This is a genomic window from Streptomyces sp. NPDC104831, from assembly GCF_055583025.1.
Map to the genome: position 1 here is coordinate 36,667 of NZ_JBVJOT010000030.1, position 18,371 is coordinate 55,037.

19 protein-coding genes and 1 tRNA gene are annotated in these 18,371 nt (G+C 73.4%); 9 read left to right on the forward strand and 11 right to left on the reverse strand.

Annotation, left to right across the window (positions count from 1 at the left end):
- The first annotated feature begins 106 nt into the window (after positions 1 to 106).
- From ACZ63H_RS21165 to ACZ63H_RS21175, 3 genes are all read left to right on the forward strand, one after another.
- A tRNA-Leu gene (locus ACZ63H_RS21165) sits at positions 107 to 190 on the forward strand.
- A 209-nt stretch (positions 191 to 399) separates the two neighbouring features.
- Positions 400 to 1,575 (forward strand): 4-hydroxybenzoate 3-monooxygenase, encoded by a 1,176-nt coding sequence (locus ACZ63H_RS21170; RefSeq protein WP_469867186.1) that lies wholly within the window; start codon positions 400 to 402, stop codon positions 1,573 to 1,575.
- Positions 1,576 to 1,723: 148 nt separating this feature from the next.
- On the forward strand, positions 1,724 to 2,581 hold the full coding sequence (locus tag ACZ63H_RS21175; RefSeq protein WP_469867188.1) for a Bax inhibitor-1/YccA family protein: 858 nt from the start codon (positions 1,724 to 1,726) through the stop codon (positions 2,579 to 2,581).
- Between the two features lie 56 nt (positions 2,582 to 2,637).
- Here the strand turns inward: ACZ63H_RS21175 and ACZ63H_RS21180 are convergent, their stop codons facing one another.
- On the reverse strand, positions 2,638 to 2,868 hold the full coding sequence (locus ACZ63H_RS21180) for a DUF4287 domain-containing protein (RefSeq protein ID WP_318203156.1): 231 nt from the start codon (positions 2,866 to 2,868) through the stop codon (positions 2,638 to 2,640).
- A gap of 99 nt (positions 2,869 to 2,967) precedes the next feature.
- Between ACZ63H_RS21180 and ACZ63H_RS21185 the strand changes: the two genes are divergently transcribed.
- Positions 2,968 to 3,279: a hypothetical protein gene (locus tag ACZ63H_RS21185; protein WP_469867190.1), complete on the forward strand. Its 312-nt coding sequence runs from the start codon at positions 2,968 to 2,970 to the stop codon at positions 3,277 to 3,279.
- A 46-nt stretch (positions 3,280 to 3,325) separates the two neighbouring features.
- On the opposite strand, the gene ACZ63H_RS21190 is transcribed toward ACZ63H_RS21185, so the two are convergent.
- The 3 genes from ACZ63H_RS21190 to ACZ63H_RS21200 all read right to left on the reverse strand — a co-directional run bounded on the left by ACZ63H_RS21190 (position 3,326) and on the right by ACZ63H_RS21200 (position 6,774).
- Positions 3,326 to 4,120: a hypothetical protein gene (locus ACZ63H_RS21190; protein ID WP_469867191.1), complete on the reverse strand. Its 795-nt coding sequence runs from the start codon at positions 4,118 to 4,120 to the stop codon at positions 3,326 to 3,328.
- A gap of 283 nt (positions 4,121 to 4,403) precedes the next feature.
- Positions 4,404 to 5,624, reverse strand: a complete 1,221-nt coding sequence (locus ACZ63H_RS21195) for an acetyl-CoA C-acetyltransferase (protein ID WP_469867193.1) — start codon at positions 5,622 to 5,624, stop codon at positions 4,404 to 4,406.
- 130 nt (positions 5,625 to 5,754) lie between these two features.
- Positions 5,755 to 6,774, reverse strand: a complete 1,020-nt coding sequence (locus ACZ63H_RS21200; protein WP_469867195.1) for an SGNH/GDSL hydrolase family protein — start codon at positions 6,772 to 6,774, stop codon at positions 5,755 to 5,757.
- Between the two features lie 162 nt (positions 6,775 to 6,936).
- Here ACZ63H_RS21200 and ACZ63H_RS21205 point away from each other — a divergent pair, with 162 nt between their 5' ends.
- Positions 6,937 to 8,328 (forward strand): cystathionine beta-synthase, encoded by a 1,392-nt coding sequence (locus tag ACZ63H_RS21205; RefSeq protein ID WP_469867197.1) that lies wholly within the window; start codon positions 6,937 to 6,939, stop codon positions 8,326 to 8,328.
- 342 nt (positions 8,329 to 8,670) lie between these two features.
- On the opposite strand, the gene ACZ63H_RS21210 is transcribed toward ACZ63H_RS21205, so the two are convergent.
- Entirely contained in the window at positions 8,671 to 9,525 is an 855-nt protein-coding gene (locus ACZ63H_RS21210; protein ID WP_469867199.1) for a helix-turn-helix transcriptional regulator, read from the reverse strand.
- A gap of 148 nt (positions 9,526 to 9,673) precedes the next feature.
- Between ACZ63H_RS21210 and ACZ63H_RS21215 the strand changes: the two genes are divergently transcribed.
- A complete protein-coding gene (locus ACZ63H_RS21215) occupies positions 9,674 to 10,435 on the forward strand; it encodes an SDR family oxidoreductase (protein WP_469867201.1) in 762 nt (253 codons plus the stop codon).
- Positions 10,436 to 10,450: 15 nt separating this feature from the next.
- Here ACZ63H_RS21215 and ACZ63H_RS21220 read toward each other — a convergent pair whose 3' ends face one another.
- Positions 10,451 to 10,927 (reverse strand): hypothetical protein, encoded by a 477-nt coding sequence (locus ACZ63H_RS21220; protein ID WP_469867202.1) that lies wholly within the window; start codon positions 10,925 to 10,927, stop codon positions 10,451 to 10,453.
- A gap of 10 nt (positions 10,928 to 10,937) precedes the next feature.
- Positions 10,938 to 12,365, reverse strand: coding sequence for a purine-cytosine permease family protein (locus ACZ63H_RS21225; RefSeq protein ID WP_469867204.1), 1,428 nt, complete (start codon positions 12,363 to 12,365; stop codon positions 10,938 to 10,940).
- 130 nt (positions 12,366 to 12,495) lie between these two features.
- Between ACZ63H_RS21225 and ACZ63H_RS21230 the strand changes: the two genes are divergently transcribed.
- Complete coding sequence (locus ACZ63H_RS21230; RefSeq protein WP_469867205.1) at positions 12,496 to 13,338, forward strand: MurR/RpiR family transcriptional regulator; 843 nt, start codon at positions 12,496 to 12,498, stop codon at positions 13,336 to 13,338.
- A gap of 180 nt (positions 13,339 to 13,518) precedes the next feature.
- The gene (locus ACZ63H_RS21235; RefSeq protein ID WP_469867207.1) at positions 13,519 to 14,073 is read left to right on the forward strand and encodes a hypothetical protein; all 555 of its coding nucleotides are present in this window, start codon (positions 13,519 to 13,521) and stop codon (positions 14,071 to 14,073) included.
- Positions 14,074 to 14,080: 7 nt separating this feature from the next.
- Here the strand turns inward: ACZ63H_RS21235 and ACZ63H_RS21240 are convergent, their stop codons facing one another.
- Genes ACZ63H_RS21240 through ACZ63H_RS21255 form a run of 4 tightly spaced genes read right to left on the reverse strand, consistent with a single transcriptional unit; the run spans position 14,081 to position 16,160 of the window.
- Entirely contained in the window at positions 14,081 to 14,455 is a 375-nt protein-coding gene (locus ACZ63H_RS21240) for a roadblock/LC7 domain-containing protein (protein WP_469867209.1), read from the reverse strand.
- A gap of 10 nt (positions 14,456 to 14,465) precedes the next feature.
- On the reverse strand, positions 14,466 to 14,939 hold the full coding sequence (locus tag ACZ63H_RS21245; RefSeq protein ID WP_469867211.1) for a roadblock/LC7 domain-containing protein: 474 nt from the start codon (positions 14,937 to 14,939) through the stop codon (positions 14,466 to 14,468).
- Positions 14,940 to 14,970: 31 nt separating this feature from the next.
- A complete protein-coding gene (locus ACZ63H_RS21250) occupies positions 14,971 to 15,780 on the reverse strand; it encodes a transcriptional regulator (protein WP_469867213.1) in 810 nt (269 codons plus the stop codon).
- The gene (locus ACZ63H_RS21255) at positions 15,777 to 16,160 is read right to left on the reverse strand and encodes a hypothetical protein (protein ID WP_469867214.1); all 384 of its coding nucleotides are present in this window, start codon (positions 16,158 to 16,160) and stop codon (positions 15,777 to 15,779) included. Before ACZ63H_RS21255 ends, ACZ63H_RS21250 begins: the two co-directional genes overlap by 4 nt.
- A 488-nt stretch (positions 16,161 to 16,648) precedes the next feature.
- On the opposite strand from ACZ63H_RS21255, the gene hutU reads away from it, so the two are divergent.
- Positions 16,649 to 18,313: a urocanate hydratase gene (hutU, locus tag ACZ63H_RS21260; RefSeq protein WP_469867216.1), complete on the forward strand. Its 1,665-nt coding sequence runs from the start codon at positions 16,649 to 16,651 to the stop codon at positions 18,311 to 18,313.
- Positions 18,314 to 18,371 lie beyond the last annotated feature (58 nt).

The following is an 18,371-nucleotide window of genomic DNA, read 5'->3' on the forward strand; positions in this document are numbered from 1 at the left end:
ATGCACCCTCAGACGCCAATAAAATAAGACAACATCGGCCCACCCGTCCGCTGTTCGAGGGATGGGTCCCGATAGGCTCGGACCCTCGATGCGGAGCCCCTGGCAAGCCCGGATGGTGGAATGCAGACACGGCGAGCTTAAACCTCGCTGCCCCTTCGCGGGCGTGCCGGTTCGAGTCCGGCTCCGGGCACTTTCCGCCCTTTTCGGGCGATTCGCTGGCTGTTGATCCACCCCCGCCGCTCACCGGGTGCCGTGTGGCCCGCCGCGTGTGCGCGTACCCCCGCTCCGGCACTCCATGCCTTCCGGGTCATTGACAGGGAGGAGTGAGGGGCGGAGACTCGCCGCAACTTGGTGAAGGAAAGTTCACCAGGCGAACAGCGGTGAGAGAAGGGGACGGCGATGCGTACCACCGTGGGGATCATCGGGGCGGGACCGGCCGGGCTGCTGCTCGCGCGGCTGCTCCATCGCGCCGGGATCGAGTCGGTCGTCCTGGAGAGCCGCGACCGCGCCTACGTCGAGCAGCGGCAGCGGGCCGGGATCCTGGAGCAGGGCACGGTGGACGTGCTGCGCGCCGCCGGGGCCGGGGAGCGGATGGACCGGGAGGGGCTGCGGCACGACGGGATCGAGCTGCGCTTCGACCGGCGCCGGCACCGCGTCGACTTCCCCGCGCTCACCGGCGGACGGTCCGTGACCGTCTACGCCCAGACCGAGGTCTGCAAGGACCTCATCACGCTTCAGCTGGAGGAGGGCGGGCCGCTGCTGTTCGAGGCCGAGGCCCTGGCGGTGGAGGGCGCCGAGGGCGGCCGGCCGCGCATCCCCTTCCGGTACCAGGGGCACGAGGACGTGCTGGAGTGCGACTACGCCGTCGGCTGCGACGGGTTCTGGGGCGTGGCCCGCAAGGCCTTCCCGGCCGGGGTCTCCCGGGTGTTCGAGCGGTCCTACCCGTACGCCTGGCTCGGCGTCCTCGCCGACGTCGCCCCCTCGCACGACGAACTCGTCTACGCCCGTCACGACCGCGGCTTCGCCCTGCTGTCCATGCGCTCCCCGTCCGTATCCCGGCTCTACCTCCAGGTGCCCGCCGGGACGGACGCAGGCCGGTGGAGCGACGAGGAGATCTGGGACGAGCTGGAGCGGCGGCTGGAGACGGACGACGGCCGGCGGCTGGAGCGCGGCCCCCTCACCCAGAAGTCGGTCACCCCCATGCGCTCCTTCGTGCACGAGCCGATGCGGCACGGCCGGCTGTTCCTCGCCGGCGACGCCGCGCACATCGTGCCGCCGACCGGCGCCAAGGGCCTGAACCTCGCCGTCGGCGACGTCGTCACCCTCGCCCGGGCGCTCGCCCACGAGCGGGAGACCGGCTCCCCGGACCTCCTCGACGCCTACTCCGCGACCTGCCTGCGCCGTGTCTGGCAGGCCGAACGCTTCTCCTACGACATGACGACCCTGCTGCACCGCGCCCCGGACGCCACCCCCTTCGACGCCCGCCTCCAGCGGGCCCGGCTGGAACGCATCGCCGCCTCCCGCGCGGCCGAGACCGACCTCGCGGAGGCGTACACGGGATTCCCGCTCGGTTAGCCGTACGTCCGTGGCCGGGAATCGGGCGCGCGCGTAGCGTGTTGGGCAGCACGCAAGGGGAAGGATCCTCCTCAAGTATCATGGTCGATCCTTTGCCAATCCATTACTCTGGAGCCAAGACTGCACTCGGCAGTCATGGAGGAGTGAAATGAGGAGCAGCAACCCGGTCTTCTCGCGACGGGGCTTCAGCCGCGACAACGGCTACGCCGGCTTCAACACCGCACCGCAGGCCGGGTCCGCACAGGGCACCCCCTACGCGCCGAACCCGTACGCGCAGAACCCCTACGCCCAGAACCCGTACGCGCAGTCGGACGTCCGGGCACCGGCCGCCGCCGACCGGATGACCATGGACGACGTCGTCCTGCGGTCGGCCCTCACGCTCGGCACGGTCGCGGTCGGCGCCGTCCTCGCCTGGGTGCTGCTGCCGGTCTCCGGCACCAGCTACGGCCTGGCCTTCGGCGCCGCGATCGTCGCGTTCGTGCTGGCCATGGTCCAGAGCTTCAAGCGCACCCCGTCGCCCGCGCTGATCCTCGGGTACGCCGCCTTCGAAGGCGTCTTCCTCGGCGTCTTCAGCGAGATGTTCAACAGCCGCTGGAGCGGCGCCCCGTTCCAGGCGGTGCTCGGCACCATGGCGGTCTCCGGTGCGACCCTGCTGGTCTACAAGGCCGGCTGGATCCGCGTCACCGCCCGCTACGCCCGCGTCGGCATCGCCATCGCGATGGCCTTCATGGTGGTCATGGCGATCAACCTCCTGCTGGTGGCGTTCGGCGTCGCCGAGGACGGGGGCCTGCGCAGCTTCGGCCCGCTCGGCGCGCTCGTCGGCATCATCGCGATCGTGCTCGGCGCGTTCTTCCTGACGCTCGACTTCAAGCAGATCGAGGACGGCATCGCCTACGGCGCCCCGCGCAAGGAGTCCTGGCTCGCCGCGTTCGGCCTCACCATGACCCTGGTGTGGATCTACGTCGAGATGCTGCGCCTGGTGGCCATCTTCAGCAGCAACGACTAGCGACGGTCACATGACGGCGAAGTGCCCCGGGTGCGTCACCCGGGGCACTTCGGCGTTCAGAGCAGCTTGCGCGCCGCCCTCCTCAGGTCGTACTCGTGCACGATCGCCTTGGCGTGGCCGTACGCCAGGTCGTACTCGTGCCGGAGCCAGCTGACCTTCTCCTCGAAGCGGAACAGGGCCGGGCCCTCTTCTACGGCGCGCAGCCAGTCGGAGACCTCACGACCGGTGCAGTGCGGGATGCGGGCGAGCAGATTGCGGTGGGTCTCCTCGGAGAAGACGTGGGACATCGGCGCCTCCGGACACAAAGGGGATGTAAGCCGGTCCTTCACGTCACCGTGCCCGAGCGTTCGCGAGTTGGCAACAGTGCGGGGCGTTACGCTCGGCGGGTGGTTGATACGACGCCCCTGACCCAAGCAGTGGACCATTTCGCCGACCGGTTGCGGGCCGCGCCGCAGAGCCGGCTCCAGCGGGGAGCCGCCGCCCAGGCGCTGGCGCTGGCCCGGGAGCTGTCCGGATGGGCCCAGCGCGAGGAGGCGCCCGGCGCCGAGCCCCGCCGGATGCCGGACGCCGGGATGTTCGCCGCCGCCGACCAGATCCTGGTGGCCGCCCATGACCTCGCGGTCGTGCTGGACAGCGACGCGCAGGTCGCCGAGGCGGTACGGCTGGTGGAGGAGGCCCGGCAGCGGGCCGGGGTCTGACCGGCCCCGGGGACCGCGCCGACGGGGACCGCGGGGACCCGAGGCACTACAGGGACGCGATCACCCGGTCGGCCAGGATGTACACCATGTCCTCGCCGCAGGCGAAGGTGAGGGTGTAGGCGCCCGAGATGCCCGAGCCGCCCAGGAGGTACGGCGTCCGGCCCGACTCCAGGGCCGCGGCCAGCCGTTCCGCCGTCTCGCGGTGGCCCGGGGTCATGCACAGGGTGGTGCCGTCGGCGAAGACGTAGACGTCGAGCGTGCCCAGCGGACCGGGGCGCACGTCGGCGAGCCGGACCTGCCCGGCGGCCAGCTCCTCCAGCACGGCCACCGTGCGCTCGTGGTCGTTGACGACCGGCGGCTGCGCCGGGACGAAGTCCGGGTGCGAGGGGTGCCGGCGGCGGGCCGCGGCCAGCTCCGGTGACTCGCCCCCGGAGAACTCCTCGGCGTCGGCGGTCGGCTCGGAGACCGGCTCCAGCGGCTCCAGACCCGCGAAGTCCGCCTGCCGGGGCATGAAGAGATCGGCCTCGGGCAGGCCGAACAGCAGCGGCGCGTCGGAGGCGTCACGGGCCTCCTGGGCCGCCCAGAAGGCGCGTGCCTCGGCCAGTTCCCGCTCCCGCTCCTCGGCCAGCGCCTCGGCCACGGCCGCCCGTATCCGGTCGGCGTCCATGGCGGAACGGGCGCCGGGCAGCAGGGCGCGCGCGGCGGCCGTCCGGTCGTCGGCGAGCTGCTGCTGCAACTCGGTGAGCTGGCGGCGCAGCTTCAGGACGGTGCGCAGGACGGCGACACCCACGGCGCCGGTGGCTGCCGTGGTGAGCAGCAGGGCGATCGGCATGGCGCTCACTGACATACTCCCGGTTCAAAGTCGACCCCCGACTTCCTACATCAGCTTGAAGGGCGGACTAACCAGCTGTCAGTGCGTAACGTCACGAATCGGGCAGTACGTACGGCTCGTGGTTTCGCCGCACGCCGGGCGGACCAGCGCTGACCTGCGCTGATGTGCCCGGCGAGCGAGATAGGTCACATCATGGGGGAGATTGGGTCACGGAAAGGCCCAAAACCGTGGTGTTTCCCCGGTTGTGGGCCCTTCTGCGACGTACCGTGCGGGGCGCGTCACGGACGGTGGGTCAGCTGAGGCGCTCGATGACCATCGCCATGCCCTGGCCGCCGCCGACGCACATCGTCTCCAGGCCGAACTGCTTGTCGTGCCACTGCAGCGAGTTGATGAGCGTGCCGGTGATGCGGGCGCCGGTCATGCCGAAGGGGTGGCCGACGGCGATGGCACCGCCGTTGACGTTCAGCTTGTCGAGGTCGATGCCCAGCTCCCGGTAGGAGGGGATCACCTGGGCGGCGAAGGCCTCGTTGATCTCGACCAGGTCGATGTCGTCGATGGTCAGCCCCGCGCGCCGCAGGGCCTGCCTGCTGGCCTCGACCGGGCCGAGGCCCATGATCTCGGGGGAGAGGCCGGAGACACCGGTGGACACGATCCGGGCGAGCGGGGTCAGGCCCAGCTCGCGGGCCTTGGTGTCGGACATGATGACGAGCGCGGCGGCGCCGTCGTTGAGCGGGCAGCAGTTGCCGGCCGTGACGAGTCCGTCCGGGCGGAAGACCGGCTTCAGGCCGGACACGCCCTCCAGGGTGACGCCGGCGCGCGGGCCGTCGTCCTTGCCGACCACCGTGCCGTCGGGGAGGGTCACCGGGGTGATCTCGCGCTCCCAGAAGCCGTTCTTGATGGCCTGCTCGGCGAGGTTCTGGGAGCGGACGCCGAACTCGTCCATCTCCTCGCGGGTGACTCCCTTGGAGCGGGCGAGGTTCTCGGCGGTCTGGCCCATCGCGATGTACGGGTCGGGCAGCAGGCCGTCCTCGCGCGGGTCGTGCCAGGTCGTGCCCTCCTGCCGGGCGACGGCCTCGGTGCGGGCCTCGGCCTCGGCGAACAGCGGGTTGTGCGTGCCCGGCATGCCGTCCGAGCTGCCCTTGGCGTAGCGGGAGACCATCTCCACACCGGCCGAGACGAAGACGTCGCCCTCGCCGGCCTTGATGGCGTGCAGCGCCATGCGGGAGGTCTGCAGGGAGGAGGAGCAGTAGCGGGTGATCGTGCAGCCCGGCAGGTGGTCCATGTCCATCTGCACGGCGACGACGCGGCCGAGGTTGTGGCCCTGCTCGCCGCCGGGCAGACCGCAGCCGAGCATCAGGTCGTCGATGTCCCTCGGGTCGAGCTCGGGGACCTTGGCGAGCGCGGCCTGGATGATCGTGGCGGTGAGGTCGTCGGGGCGCAGGTCCTTCAGGGAGCCCTTGTTCGCGCGGCCGATGGGGGAGCGGGCGGTCGAGACGATGACGGCTTCGGGCATCACGGCTCCAGAGGAAGGGGGTCGGGCAGGGCCGGTTCGGAAGTTACCCGGCCGTATGGCCCGGGTCACCGGTGTCGCGGTGTGACACTGACCGCAGTTTCCAAGCGCTTGCTTGGCCGCCTCGCGGCGGTCACGCCGACGGGGCCGCCGGTTCCGCTTCCGGGACGTGGCGGCGGCGTCTGCGCTTGAGCAGCGCCCACGGTCCCCGCGGCCCCGTCGGCATCGCCGCCGTGACCTCGGTGCCCGCCTCCGCCGCCGCCTCGGCCGCGGCCCGCGCGACGGGCAGGAAACCCTCGCGGCGCGACACGTCCGGCCGCTCCTCCTCCGCCGGCCACAGCCCCAGCGCCGCGCACACCGTCGGCAGGACCGCCATCGCCGCCGTCGCGTACCCCTCCGCCGACGGGTGGTAGTTGTCCGGGCCGAACAGCTCCCGCGGATTCGCCTCGAACTCCGGCCCGAGCAGATCGCCCAGCGACACCGTGCGCCCGCCCTGTGCCACCACCCCGATCGTCTGGGCCGCCGCCAGCTGCCGGGACGCCCGCCGGGCCAGCCAGCGCAGCGGCTGCTGCACCGGCTCGATCGTGCCGAGGTCGGGACAGGTGCCGACCACCACCTCCGCACCGGCCGTGCGCAGCCGCCGGACCGCCGCCGACAGCTGCCGTACCGACTGGGTCGGCGGCATCCGGTGGGTCACGTCGTTCGCGCCGATCATGATCACGCACACGTCCGGGACGGGCCCCGGCGCCGACAGCACCCGTCCCACCTGGCGGTCCAGGTCGTCGGACCGCGCGCCGGTCACCGCCACGTTCCGCAGCTCCACCGGGCGCTCCGCCACCGCCGCCAGCCCCGACGCCAGCAGCGCCCCGGGCGTCTGGCCCGCCCGGTGCACGCCCTGTCCCGCCGCCGTGGAGTCGCCGAGCATCGCCAGGCGCAGCGGCGGCTCGCCCGGGATGTCGTACACGCGCCCGTACACGCCGTCGGCCACCGGCACCCGGTCGCCGCGCCCGTTGCCCAGCTGGCGCCGCGCCAGCCGCACCTCCGCCAGCACCAGACCGACGACGGCCGCGCCGACCAGACCGGCCCCGCCACCGCCGTACGCCGCCCCGGCCGCGATGCGCCGGGCCACCCGTGCCCTCGACATGCTCGTCATGCGTCGCCGCCACCTCCTCGTAGCCGTACACCCACTCCTTGCCCCGTACGGACCGTGCGTCAATCTCGACGGGGAGTGAACGGCCGCGCCCGCCGCGCGGGTGGCCTTAGGCTGGCGACACCACTACGAACGCATCCTTTTATGCAGCGACCGGAGACAACGGTGCAATACCACGACTCGATGATCAGCCTCGTCGGCAACACCCCGCTGGTACGGCTCAACAACGTCACCAAGGGCATCCGGGCGACCGTCCTGGCCAAGGTGGAGTACTTCAACCCCGGCGGCTCCGTGAAGGACCGCATCGCCCTGCGCATGATCGAGGCCGCCGAGAAGAGCGGCGAGCTGCGGCCGGGCGGCACGATCGTCGAGCCGACCAGTGGGAACACCGGTGTCGGTCTCGCCATCGTGGCCCAGCAGAAGGGCTACAAGTGCATCTTCGTCTGCCCGGACAAGGTGAGCACCGACAAGATCAACGTGCTGCGCGCGTACGGTGCCGAGGTCGTCGTCTGCCCGACCGCCGTGGCGCCGGAGCACCCGGACTCCTACTACAACGTCTCCGACCGGCTCGTCCGTGAGACCCCCGGCGCCTGGAAGCCCGACCAGTACTCCAACCCTAACAACCCCCTCTCGCACTACCACTCCACCGGCCCCGAGCTGTGGGAGCAGACCGAGGGCAGGATCACCCACTTCGTGGCGGGCGTCGGCACCGGCGGCACCATCTCCGGCACCGGCCGCTACCTGAAGGAGGCCAGCGAGGGGAAGGTCAGGGTCGTCGGCGCCGACCCGGAGGGCTCGGTGTACTCCGGCGGCTCGGGACGGCCGTACCTGGTCGAGGGCGTCGGCGAGGACTTCTGGCCGACCGCCTACGACCGCGAGGTCGCGGACGAGATCGTCGCCGTCTCCGACAAGGACTCCTTCCAGATGACCCGCCGGCTGGCCAAGGAGGAGGGCCTGCTGGTGGGCGGCTCCTGCGGCATGGCCGTCGTGGCCGCGCTGAAGGTCGCCGAGCGGCTCGGCCCGGACGACGTCGTGGTGGTCCTGCTCCCGGACAGCGGGCGCGGCTACCTCAGCAAGATCTTCAACGACGAGTGGATGGCCGACTACGGCTTCCTGGAGGACGAGGGCCCCAGCGCCCGCGTCGGGGACGTCCTGAACGACAAGGTCGCCGGCTCCATCCCCTCCCTGGTGCACATGCACCCGGAGGAGACCGTCGGCCAGGCCATCGAGGTGCTGCGCGAGTACGGAGTCTCCCAGATGCCGGTCGTCAAGCCGGGCGCCGGCCACCCGGACGTGATGGCCGCCGAGGTCGTCGGCTCCGTGGTGGAACGCGAGCTGCTGGACGCCCTGTTCAGCAAGCGCGCCTCGCTGGACGACCCGCTGGAGAAGCACATGTGCTCCCCGCTGCCCCAGGTCGGCTCCGGCGAGCCGGTCGGCGACCTGATGCAGGTGCTGGGCGAGGCGGACGCGGCGATCGTCCTGGTCGAGGGCAAGCCGACCGGTGTGGTCAGCCGTCAGGACCTGCTCGCCTTCCTCGCCAAGGGCGGGAACAGGTAGCCGCGTTCGGTGCGGGGACGGGGTTCGCGCAAGTGGTACGAGCGTGTCACGTGCGCGCAGCACCCGCTTAACACGCGTCCGGCAGATTAGGGGGCGTCGGCAGGGCGGGATCGGCTCCCCGCCCGGGCCGGCGCCGAACGGCGCCAAGGACCTCCGGAGCGGCTCCCGGACCTCCATGGACGCCAAGGACGCGCACGTCCGGCCCGACCGGCCCGCGTCCCGCGCGGGGACCGCCGTCGTCCCGCCCCCCGGCAACGGGGGTGCGGCGGTCCCCGCGAAAGCTTCTTCCGCGCCCGGGCCGGCGCCGCTCCCGCGGCCCCGGTTGCCCGCCGCCGCGGTTCCTCAGTCGACGGTCGCGGTGGTGGTCGCTTTCCAACTGCCCAGCAGCGCCAGCCGTTCCGCCGTTTCCGAGCGCGGCTGCGGGGTGTAGACCACCAGCGTCTGGTCCGGCTGGGAGGGGACCGTCAGGGATTCGTAGGGCAGGGTCAGCAGGCCCGCGACCGGGTGCCGGATCCGCTTCACGCCGTAGGAGCACTCCCGGACCTCGTGGTCCGCCCACAGCCGGCGGAAGTCCTCGCTCTTCACGGAGAGTTCGCCGACCAGCGCGCACAGCCCGGCGTCGTCGGCGTACCGCCCGGCCCCGACCCGCAGATGGGCCACCGCCTGCGCGGCCACCGCCGCCCACTCGGGGTACAGCTCCCGGGCGCCCGGGTCGAGGAAGAGCTGCCGGGGCATGTTGCGTTCGGCCGGCGCCATCCGGCCGAAGCCGTTCAGCGCGTCGGCGAGCGCGTTCCACGCCAGCACGTTCATGCGGTGGTCCAGCACGAACGCCGGGCTGCGCTCCATGCCGTCGAGGAGCGCCTGGACGCCGGGGCGGACCCGGGACGCCGCGGCGGGCCGCGCGCGCCGCCGGCCGGGGCGCGCCACCGCCCGCAGGTACGCGTGCTCGGTGTCGTCCAGCCGCAGCACCCGCGCGACCGCGTCCAGCACGGCGTCGCTGACGCTCGCGCCCCGGCCCTGTTCCAGCCGGATGTAGTAGTCGACGCTCACGCCCGCGAGCTGGGCCACCTCCTCGCGGCGCAGGCCCGGCACGCGGCGCCGCCCGTGCGCGGGCAGCCCCACCTCCTCGGGCCTGATGCGGGCGCGGCGCGAGCGCAGGAAGTCGCCCACCTCTGCTTCGGTCCAGTCCCCGTCCATGCGCCGATCGTAGGGGACCGGGGCCGGTCCCATCCTGGTACTGGCAGACCCAGGAAAAGCGCATCCCTGGGTGCGGTCCCCGGACCCGGCGAGAGTGGTGCCGACCGCCGGGGAACCGCCCCGGACGGCAGCCGTCGAGGGAGCACCCATGTCGTACGAGAGCCTGTCCGGCCGTACCGCCGTCGTCACCGGAGCCGCCAGCGGCATCGGCGAGGCCGTCGCCCTCCGACTGGCCGCCGAGGGCGCCCGGGTGGCACTGCTCGCCCGCCGCGCGGACCGGCTCGACGCGCTCGCCGGGAAGATCCGGGCGGACGGCGGGCAGGCGCTGGCCGTGGTCGCCGACGTCACCGACGACGCGTCCGTGACGGCCGCCCGGGACCGGGTCCAGGAGGCGTTCGGGGCCGTCGACCTCGTCGTCAACAACGCCGGCGTCATGCTGCCGGGCCCGGTGGAGGAGGGCCGGCTCGACGAGTGGCGGCGGATGCTGGACACCAACGTCACCGGAGTGCTGCGGGTCGTGGGCGCCTTCACCGCCGACCTGGTCGCCGCCGCGGCGGCGGGACGCGCCGCCGACCTGGTGAACGTCTCCTCCATCTCCGCCCACCTGACCTTCCCCGGCTACACGGTGTACGGGGCGACCAAGGCGGCCGTCACGCACCTGTCGCAGTCGCTGCGCACCGAGCTGGGACCGCGGGACGTCCGGGTCACCAACATCGAGCCGGGACTGACCGAGACCGAGCTGAAGACGTTCGTCCGCGACCCGGAGCTGTCCGGGCAGCTGGAGGGGATGTTCGAGGAGATCGGGGCGCTGTCGGCGGCGGAGGTGGCGGACGTCGTCGCCTACGTGGCCAGCCGCCCCCGGCACGTCAACCTCCGCCAGATCATGGTGCTGCCGACCCGGCAGGCGTGAGGCACCCGGGGCCGCTCAGTCCTCGGGCGCGGGGCGGTCGCGGCCGGCCGGGGGTTCCCGGTTGAGGCGCACGGCCTGCGCCGCGTTGACGCCGACGATGCCGAACCAGGCGACCGCCATCCCGGACAGCCCGGCCATGCCGCCCGCGATCGCGGACAGCGGGATCGCCAGGACCAGGGTGATCAGCGCGAAGCCGTACCGCTCGGCCCAGGAGTCGCCCGCGCCCGGCCGCCGGGTCGTGCGGGCGTCGGCGAGCCGCCGCTCGGCCAGCTGCCGGCGCACCCGGCGGTCCACCGCGTCGTCGATCCGCCGCTCGACCTTCTCCAGGAACGAGTCGACGAGGGCCGCGTCGTAGTCCTCGCCCAGCTCCGCGCGGGCCCGCACGGTCGCCTCCAGCTCCCCGCGCAGGTCGGAGTCCTCGCGGAGGCCGGGATCCGTCCGGGGGGCGGGGTCCTTTCCGGGGCCGGCGTCGCGAGGGTCGCGTGTGTCCATGCCGGCCAGCCTAGGGAGCGCCGGGCCCCACCGCACTGGTGCCAGCCCCCGGTTCCGGCACCGGGACGGCCGGCGGGGCGTCCGGCGGCGGGATGCGGCGGGCGACGAGCCGGTACAGCAGCGCCGGCACGGCCAGGCCGACGATCCAGGAGATGTCCGCGCCGCCCAGCGGGTCCACCAGCGGGCCGGTGTAGAAGCCGGTGGCGAGGAACGGCAGCTGGGCCAGCAGACCGGCCGCGTACACCGCGAGGGCGTCCCAGCGCCAGGCGCCGTAGCGGCCGTGCGGGTCGGCGAGGGCCGCGAGGTCGTAGCGCTCCTCGGAGATCAGGTAGTAGTCGACCAGGTTGATCGCCGACCAGGGCGTGAAGAAGGTCAGCAGGAACAGCAGGAAGTCCTTGAAGGAGGCCAGGAAGCCGTCCTTGCCCAGCAGGGCCACCGCGGTGCCCGCCGTCATCACCAGCGCGATGTACGCCACCCGGCCCGCCCGGGACAGCCGGCGCTGCCCGCGGAAGCCGCTCACGCCGGTCACCAGGGACATGAAGCCGCCGTAGGTGTTGAGGACGTTGACGGTGAGCTTGCCGAGGGCGATGGCGAAGTACAGGAAGGACGCGACCAGGCCGGTGCCGCCGAGGCCGACGACGTAGCCGACCTGACTGTCCAGGAAGCCCTCCCCGGCCGTGGCCGCGACCAGCACGCCGAAGGTCATGGAGATCTGGGAGCCCAGCGCCGAGCCGGACAGCGTCCACCAGAACGTCGCCTTCGCGGACGTCGTACGCGGCAGATAGCGGGAGTAGTCCGCCACGTACGGCCCGAACGCCAGCTGCCAGGACGCCGACAGGGACACCGCCAGCAGGAACACCGGCGCCGAGAAGTGGGCGTCGTGCAGCAGCGCCGAGGTGTCGGCGCGGTCCAGGAGGCGTACGGCGAGATACCCGAAGGCGAGCGCGCACACCGTGCTCGCCACCCGGCCGAGGGCGTGCACGACCCGGTACCCGGCGGTCGCGATGACTCCCGTGACCGCCGCGAAGACGAGGATCCCGGTGGTGTCGTCCGTGTGCGTCAGCTCGCCCACCGCCTGACCGGCCAGCACGCTGCCGGACGCGAAGAAGCCGACGTACATCACGACCACCAGCAGCAGCGGGACGACCGCCCCGCGCACCCCGAACTGCGCCCGCGACTGGATCATCTGGGGCAGGCCGAGGCGCGGGCCCTGCGCGGAGTGCAGGGCCATCACCGCGCCGCCGAGCAGGTTGCCGAGCAGCAGGCCGAGCACCGACCAGACCACGTCGCCGCCGAAGACGACCGCGAGGGCGCCGGTGACGACGGCCGTGATCTGGAGGTTGGTCCCCAGCCACAGCGTGAACTGGCCGAAGGGCCTGCCGTGCCGCTCCTCGTCCGGGACGACGTCGATGGAGCGCGGCTCCACGAACTGTGCCATGCGTTCTCCCCACACCGGGCTGTATAACGGTATGCAGCGACACACTGTCTGAATAGGCGGCCGGTGTTTGTCAATGCCCCGGCGCTGTACTCTCCCGGGGCGTCGAGGAGATCTGGAGGGGGAGTACGTCATGAGCGCGAGCGACAGCCCTGCGACCCGGTTGCAGGCGCTCTTCGAGGGCCACCGGCTCACGCCGACCCAGCGCCGCATCGCGCACAGCATGGTGCGCCGGGCCGCCGACGTGCCCTTCCTGTCCAGCGTGGAGCTGGCCGAACTGGCCGGGGTCAGCCAGCCGTCGGTGACCCGGTTCGCGGTCGCCCTCGGCTTCGACGGCTACCCCGCCCTGCGCCGGCACCTGCGCGAGGTCGTCCCGGCCGAACCGGCCACCGGCGACGGCGCCTACAACGAGTACCAGCAGGCCGTCGAGGCCGAGATCGAGAACCTCAGGCACCTGGCCGAGCTGCTCGCCGACCCGCGCCCGGTGCGGCGGGCCGGCCGGATCCTCGCCGCCTCCCGCCCGCTGCCGGTGCTCGGCCTGCGCGCCGCCGCCTCCCAGGCCTACGGCTTCGCCTACTTTGCCGCCAAGGTCCACCCGGACGTCCGGCTGCTCCACGAGGGCGGCACGATGGTCCACGACCGGATCGACGCGGCCGTCCGGGCTGGTGCCACCGCCCTGCTGTGCTTCGCGCTGCCCCGGCATCCGCGGGAGGTCGTGGACACCCTCGCCTACGCCAAGGGCGCGGGGCTGACCGTGGTCACGGTCGCCGACTCGGCGTTCGCGCCCGTCGCCGTCCACTCCGACCTGCTGCTGCCCGCCGCCGTCGGCACCGGGCTCGCCTTCGACACCGCCTGCGCGCCGATGCTGCTCGGCCGGGTGCTGCTGGAGGCGCTGTGCGACGACCTGCCGGACGCCCAGGCCCGGCTGGAGGAGTTCGACGCCAAGGCGGCGGCCCGGGGGCTGTTCGCGGAGTGAACCGGGCGAACCGGGTGAATCGGGTGCCTTGGCCCCGTCGCTCTCAGATTCGTCTCAGGTTCTGCCATTAGCTTCTCCGGCGAGACACGAGCGCTGTGTGGACACGTGACACGGGAGGCTGACGTGGCGCGCGCGGGACGCGGAGTACGCGGAGTACGCGGAGGACAGGGACTGGCGCGGGTGGCGGTCGTCGTACGGGCGGGCGCCGCGCCGCTGTGGTGGCTGGGAGCGGTCGCCGCCGGACTCGGGGCCGTCCCCGAGGGGCTCACCGGGCGGCGGATCGGGGTGACGGCGGGGGCGGCGCTGTTCCTGCTGGGCGCGGCCGGTGTGGTGCTGGCCCGCCGGGGCCGGTACGTGGCGCTCGCCCGCGGGGCGGCCCGCGCGGGCAAGTACGACGTGCTCCAGGACCGGGCGGTGACCGTGCGCGCCTGGCGCCGGGGGCACCGGTGGTGGCTGCTGCTGGGCTGGGCGCTCGCGCTCGGCTCGGCGTTCGCGGTGCCCGCGGCCGGCGGGCTGCTGCTGGCCGGGCTCGGTGCCGGGCTGTGGCTGAAGGCGGCCTGGATCGGGCGGCTGGAGCGGTCCGCCGAGGCCCTGCTGTGGGTGCGCGTCGACTGGCTGGGCCGGGGCGGCGGGGGTCCGGCGGGCAAGGCGGTGAAGAGCCTGCGGGCCACGGGTGTCGCGGCCGGCGACGCGGCCCCGGGCGGGGCCCGCCGCCGTACCCCGGCGCTGGTCTGAGCGGCCCTCAGACCTCCAGTTCCTCCTCGATCCTGCGCAGCTGGTGCCGGGCCATCGCGAGGTTGGACCGGGAGGAGTCCAGCACGAGGTACAGGAACAGCCCGTTGCCGCCGCGGCCCTTGAGCAGGCGGATCAGGTGGTACTGGCCGGTGAGGGTGATCAGGATGTCCTCGATCTCGCCCTTGAGGCCGAGGAGTTCCATCGTGCGCATCTTGGCGCGGACGACGTCGGTGTTGCCCGCGGCGGCCACGTTCAGGTCGAAGCCGGTGCTGTCGCCCATCGTGCCCAGCGCCATCCCGCTGGTGTAGTCGACGAGCGCGGCGCCGGTGGCGCCCGCGATGGTGGTGAGGGCCTGCTTCAGCGCGGTGGCGGTGTCGGACATGGTGGTCCTCTCAGCTGTCGGTTGCGGTGCGGGTCTCGGCGGTCGCGGGGGCGCCAGGGCCCCGGGTGCGGGGCGGGAGGGCGCCGGGGAGCGGGCGGGCGGCCTCGGCGGCGTCCAGCAGCTCCCCGATGCGGGCGCCGGCCCGGCGGCCCTCCAGGTGCAGCCGGCCCACGTTGACCCGGTCCTGGGCGAGCAGCGTCAGCACGGCGGTGCGGCCGGCCGCGTACGTGGCGACGTAGCCGCGCTCGCCGCGCACCAGCAGCTCCCGCAGGGCGCCGTTGCCGGTGGCGTCGGTGACCCGTACGGCGACCCCGAGCGCGGCGGCGGTGAGCGCGGCCAGGCCCTCGGGGTCGACGCCGGGGGTGTCGTGGGCGACGACGAGTCCGTCGACGCCGGCCGCGAGGGCGCCGGTGAGCTGCGGGACCCGGGTGCGCAGCCGGTGCAGTTCGGCCAGCACGGTGCGCAGGTCCTCCTCGGTCGCCATCAGCTGTCTCCTCTCGGCGGTGCGGTGCCGTTCAAAGCGCCTCCAGCGCATCCCTGAGCCTCTTCAGCAGCGCGATGTCGGGGTCGGTGGTGACCGGGCGGGGCGGTGGTGCGGGCGGCGGGGCGGGGTCCGGGGACACCGGCGCGATCCGTCCGGCCGCGGTGAGCCGGCGGACGTCGACCAGCGTGTGGAAGGCCTGCCGGCCGAGGTCCCGGGCGATGTCGGCGGCCGTGCGCACCCCGTCCACGCGGTCCAGGACGGCGCGCTGCCGGGGGGTGACCGGCGCCGCGGGGGCGCGGCCGGGGTCGGTGTGGCGCAGCGGGGCGCTGTCGGCGGCCGGGTCGGGCCACAGCCGGTGCAGCAGCAGCCGGCGGCGCAGCGTCTCCCGTTCCAGCGCGACCACCGGCACCGAGGGCAGCGGGCCGGGCCGGGGCCCGGCCTCGTACCGGAACCGGCCCGGGGTGCCGCTCGGCGCCAGCGCGAAGTACCCGGCGTCGTACAGCGCGTCCAGGTGGCACAGCTCCAGCGCCCCGGTGGGCAGCACGCCGGAGCGCAGCAGCAGCGCGGCGGCGTGCGCGGGGCCCGGGGCCCGTGCCGCGGCCCGTTGCCAGGCGGCGGCCGCGAGGGTGCCGTGGGCCGTGAGGAGCACGTCGAGGCCCGGGGCGAGGGGGCTCTCGGCGTGCACCACCCGGCCCTCGGCGAGGCGCAGCACGCCGTGCTCGCGGACCAGGACGCCGGTGGCCCGCTCCTCGGCGAGCCGGGTCAGCATCGGGGACAGGGCGCGCGCGGCCCGCCTGTCCCGCACCGGCAGGGCCGGCGGAGGGATCCGGACCATGGTCATCCCAGCACCAGCCGGGCGGCCATCTCGCCGAGCCGGATCCGGGCGAGCGCGAGATTGCCCTCCGCGCGGCCGAGCCACAGGTGCAGGAACACGCTGCTGTCGAAGGAGGTGTCCACGAACCGCAGCAGGTGGTAGCTGTCACCGTTGCTGACGATGAGGTCCTCCACGGGCGGCGGCCCGGTGCCGGCCGCCGCGAAGGTGCCGTGCTCGGCGGCCGTCCGGGCCAGTTCGGCGGCCTCGGCGGCGGCCGTCTCGTGGTCGCCGCCGGGGGCCTCCCCGACCGTGCCGAGGGCCAGTCCGCTCGTCCAGTCCACCAGCGCGGCCCCCCGGGCACCGGGCAGTCGCATCGCTTCCAGTAAGCACTCGTCGATTCCGGGCACCGTGGCTTCCTCCCGCCTGGGACGCCGGCTGAGTGACGCCGACACTACGCATCGTGTGCGCGGGAGGTGAGTGGTTTGGCATTTTCCGGTGGAACATGCGTCCGGCGTACTAGTGTTGCCCAACTGGCGTGTGTCCCACAGCAGTTCAGTCATTTGTTCGGCTGGCGGACGAGCGCGTCAAGGGCTCCCGGGAGCACGGGGGGTGGTGAGCCCGGACGCGTGCGCCCCTCCGGAGTCGGCCACCACCCCGGCGGCCGTCCGGACCCGCCGCGCGGTCGCGAAGGCGCGGGTCACCCGGGAAGCGGGCCGGCCCCGCGATGTCCCGCACGGCCTCCGGTCCCGCGGTGCCGCCGTCCCCCTGATGCCGGTGGCGTCCGGCAGGCCCGCCATGCCCCCCGCCCGGAAGACCCCGCCCGGGCCGTCCCCTGTATTGACTAGCTCTATTCAGATGGACAGGATGTGAATAGTCGTAGGCATAGGAGGCAGAGATGTCGGGACCCCGACCCGTACGAGCACCGCGCGGCACGGAACTCAGCGCCCTGGGATGGCAGCAGGAAGCCGCCCTGCGCATGCTGCAGAACAACCTCGACCCCGAGGTCGCCGAGCACCCCGACAAGCTCGTCGTCTACGGCGGCACCGGCAAGGCCGCCCGCGACTGGCGCTCCTTCGACGCCATGGTCCGCACGCTGAGGACCCTCAAGCAGGACGAGACCATGCTGGTCCAGTCCGGCCGCCCGGTCGGCGTGATGCAGACCCACGAGTGGGCCCCGCGCGTCCTCATCGCCAACTCCAACCTGGTCGGCGACTGGGCCACCTGGGAGGAGTTCCGCCGTCTGGAGGCCCTCGGCCTGACCATGTACGGCCAGATGACCGCCGGCTCCTGGATCTACATCGGCACCCAGGGCATCCTCCAGGGCACCTACGAGACCTTCGCCGCCGTCGCCGCGAAGAAGTTCGGCGGCACGCTCGCCGGGACCATCACGCTGACCGCCGGCCTCGGCGGCATGGGCGGCGCCCAGCCGCTCGCCGTCACCATGAACGACGGCGTCGCGATCTGCGTCGACTGCGACCCGCGCGCCATCGAGCGCCGCATCGAGCACCGCTACCTCGACGTCAGGGCCGACTCCCTCGACCACGCGCTCCGGCTGGCCGTGGAGGCCCGCGACGCGCGCCGCCCGCTGTCCATCGGCGTCCTCGGCAACGCGGCCGACCTGGTCCCGCGGCTGCTCGCCATGAACGCCCCGATCGACATCGTCACCGACCAGACCTCCGCCCACGACCCGCTGTCCTACCTGCCGGCCGGCACGGCCTTCGAGGACATGGCCGACGAGTCCGCGAAGGACCCGGCCGGCTTCACCGCCCGCGCCCGCGAGTCCATGGCCCGGCACGTGGAGGCCATGGTCGGCTTCCTGGACGCCGGTGCCGAGGTCTTCGACTACGGCAACTCCATCCGGGGCGAGGCGAGGCTCGCCGGCTACGACCGGGCGTTCGCCTTCCCCGGCTTCGTCCCCGCCTACATCCGCCCGCTGTTCTGCGAGGGCAAGGGCCCCTTCCGCTGGGCCGCGCTGTCCGGCGACCCGGCCGACATCGCCAAGACCGACAAGGCGATCCTGGACCTGTTCCCGGAGAACGAGTCCCTGGCCCGCTGGATCAGGCTGGCCGGCGAACGGGTCCACTTCCAGGGCCTGCCCGCGCGGATCTGCTGGCTCGGCTACGGCGAGCGGGACCGGGCCGGCGAGCGGTTCAACGACATGGTCGCGAGCGGGGAGCTGGCCGCGCCGCTGGCCATCGGCCGGGACCACCTGGACTGCGGATCGGTCGCCTCGCCGTACCGGGAGACCGAGGCCATGCGCGACGGCTCCGACGCGATCGCCGACTGGCCGCTGCTGAACGCCATGGTCAACGTGGCCTCGGGCGCGTCCTGGGTGTCCCTCCACCACGGCGGCGGCGTGGGGATGGGGCGGTCCATCCACGCGGGTCAGGTGACGGTGGCCGACGGCACGAAGCTGGGCGGCGAGAAGATCCGGCGCGTCCTCACCAACGACCCGGGGATGGGCGTCATCCGGCACGTGGACGCCGGATACGACATCGCCGAGTCCGTCGCGGGGGAGCGGGGGGTCCGGGTGCCCATGCGCGAGGGTGACGAGGCGTGACGGTGCACGAGGCCGGACACGGCGGCCCTTCGGCGGGGGCCGGCACCTCGTCGCCGTC

What these genes read in the sequence shown, in the direction of transcription:
- hutU (WP_469867216.1), top strand. Translation starts at nt 16,649, where the DNA reads ATGTCGGGACCCCGACCCGTACGAGCACCGCGCGGCACGGAACTCAGC.
- ACZ63H_RS21195 (WP_469867193.1), bottom strand. Translation starts at nt 5,624, where the DNA reads ATGCCCGAAGCCGTCATCGTCTCGACCGCCCGCTCCCCCATCGGCCGC.
- ACZ63H_RS21240 (WP_469867209.1), bottom strand. Translation starts at nt 14,455, where the DNA reads ATGTCCGACACCGCCACCGCGCTGAAGCAGGCCCTCACCACCATCGCG.
- ACZ63H_RS21200 (WP_469867195.1), bottom strand. Translation starts at nt 6,774, where the DNA reads ATGACGAGCATGTCGAGGGCACGGGTGGCCCGGCGCATCGCGGCCGGG.
- ACZ63H_RS21180 (WP_318203156.1), bottom strand. Translation starts at nt 2,868, where the DNA reads ATGTCCCACGTCTTCTCCGAGGAGACCCACCGCAATCTGCTCGCCCGC.
- ACZ63H_RS21230 (WP_469867205.1), top strand. Translation starts at nt 12,496, where the DNA reads ATGAGCGCGAGCGACAGCCCTGCGACCCGGTTGCAGGCGCTCTTCGAG.
- ACZ63H_RS21225 (WP_469867204.1), bottom strand. Translation starts at nt 12,365, where the DNA reads ATGGCACAGTTCGTGGAGCCGCGCTCCATCGACGTCGTCCCGGACGAG.
- ACZ63H_RS21215 (WP_469867201.1), top strand. Translation starts at nt 9,674, where the DNA reads ATGTCGTACGAGAGCCTGTCCGGCCGTACCGCCGTCGTCACCGGAGCC.
- ACZ63H_RS21170 (WP_469867186.1), top strand. Translation starts at nt 400, where the DNA reads ATGCGTACCACCGTGGGGATCATCGGGGCGGGACCGGCCGGGCTGCTG.
- ACZ63H_RS21250 (WP_469867213.1), bottom strand. Translation starts at nt 15,780, where the DNA reads ATGACCATGGTCCGGATCCCTCCGCCGGCCCTGCCGGTGCGGGACAGG.
- ACZ63H_RS21245 (WP_469867211.1), bottom strand. Translation starts at nt 14,939, where the DNA reads ATGGCGACCGAGGAGGACCTGCGCACCGTGCTGGCCGAACTGCACCGG.
- ACZ63H_RS21175 (WP_469867188.1), top strand. Translation starts at nt 1,724, where the DNA reads ATGAGGAGCAGCAACCCGGTCTTCTCGCGACGGGGCTTCAGCCGCGAC.
- ACZ63H_RS21220 (WP_469867202.1), bottom strand. Translation starts at nt 10,927, where the DNA reads ATGGACACACGCGACCCTCGCGACGCCGGCCCCGGAAAGGACCCCGCC.
- ACZ63H_RS21210 (WP_469867199.1), bottom strand. Translation starts at nt 9,525, where the DNA reads ATGGACGGGGACTGGACCGAAGCAGAGGTGGGCGACTTCCTGCGCTCG.